At 66.8% G+C, this 1,307-nt stretch carries 1 protein-coding gene and 1 pseudogene; both read left to right on the top strand.

Features of this window, described 5'->3' with window-relative positions; genetic code table 11:
• The first annotated feature begins 134 nt into the window (after positions 1–134).
• A pseudogene (locus GT042_RS40220) lies at positions 135–508 on the top strand (DUF4240 domain-containing protein).
• Between the two features lie 49 nt (positions 509–557).
• Entirely contained in the window at positions 558–1,010 is a 453-nt protein-coding gene (locus GT042_RS33375; RefSeq protein WP_161312425.1) for a pyridoxamine 5'-phosphate oxidase family protein, read from the top strand.
• Positions 1,011–1,307 lie beyond the last annotated feature (297 nt).

The following is a 1,307-nucleotide window of genomic DNA, read 5'->3' as shown; positions in this document are numbered from 1 at the left end:
ACCCTTGACCCCCACCCCGGCCCCGCAAGTGCAGGTGAGGGGGGCGGCCCGGGGGAAGGTCCCCCGGGGGCTTGTTTGTTGTTGGGGTTTCGTCGCGGGCCGCGCGTCTCGGCGGGGTTTTGCGCACGACTTGAATGGGGCGGTGGCGAGTCGTCTCGGCGGCTGCCACACCGTCCGTTTGCGGGCGTACAAGCACCGTGTCTGTGGTGAGTGGGTGGTGGGGCGGACGTAGCCGGGTGGGGTGGTGGGCCGCTGCGTATGTGATCAACGGCGGATGTTCCGACGATGGCTTCGACTACTTCCGTGGCTGGTGATCGAACAGGGAGGCGAGGCCTTCGAGCGCATAGTCGCTGACTCCGATGCCATGGCGGAACTGCCCGTCGTACGAGTTTCAGCCGCCGACGGAATCGATCTCCACTGCGAGGAGACGCTCAGCATCGCCTGGGACGCAAGAGCCGGTCAACGCAACACAGGACGCAAGATGTTCCTGCTCGGCCGGGGGGAGTAGGTCCTTCGGCTCAGGCGGGCTTCGGGTCTGCTGGCTAGCGTGGGTCCTCATGGAAACCACGCGTCGTCAGACAGCCGAGCGGGTGCGCGACGTTCTGGCGCGGCTTGTTGCCGAGCGGGATGTTTGGGTGTCGACCGCTCATCCCGATTACGGGCCGCACCAGGTGCCGTTGTGGTTCTTCTGGGACGGGCAAGCGGTATGGATGTGTACCAGTGCCACTTCCGCGACCGCGCGGAACGTTCGTGAAGAACCGCGAGTGCGTCTGGCACTGCCGGATGCCTTCGACGTCGTGCTCCTCCAAGGTGAGGCCGAGTGCTTCCCCGACCAAGATGTGCTTGTTAGTGCGGCGGAGGCGTTCGCCGGCAAGTTCGGGTGGGATCCACGTGCGGAGGAGGGTTCGTTTCTGTACGTACGTGTGGTGCCGACGGCCGTCCGCGCTTGGCGCGGCACGTCGGAACTGCGCGGGAGAGTCGTCATGCGCGACGGAATGTGGCTGGAGTAGCTGGTCAGTCCCTTGCCGGTGAATGGGCCCCGCCTGACGCCGCAGGTGATCACGGATCTCAGACACGGTGCTTGTGCGCCCGCGAACGGACGGTGGTTGGCCGCCGAGACGACCCGCCACCGCCCCATTCAAGTGGTGCGCAAAACCCCGCCGAAAGCAGCGGTCCGCGACGAAACAGGAAGCACAGACTGGCCCCCGGGGGACCTTCCCCCGGGCCGCCCCCCTCTGCCTGCACTTGCGGGTCCGGGCCGGGGGTCAAGGGTTAAGCGCAGCGCAATCGGCGAAGCCGACGCGACG

This window comes from Streptomyces sp. SID3212, from assembly GCF_009865405.1.
In the GTDB taxonomy this organism is placed as follows: domain Bacteria; phylum Actinomycetota; class Actinomycetes; order Streptomycetales; family Streptomycetaceae; genus Streptomyces.
Note: the sequence above shows the minus strand (reverse complement) of the source record. Positions and strands in the feature narration are given on the sequence as shown.

What these genes read in the sequence shown, in the direction of transcription:
- GT042_RS33375 (WP_161312425.1), top strand. Translation starts at nt 558, where the DNA reads ATGGAAACCACGCGTCGTCAGACAGCCGAGCGGGTGCGCGACGTTCTG.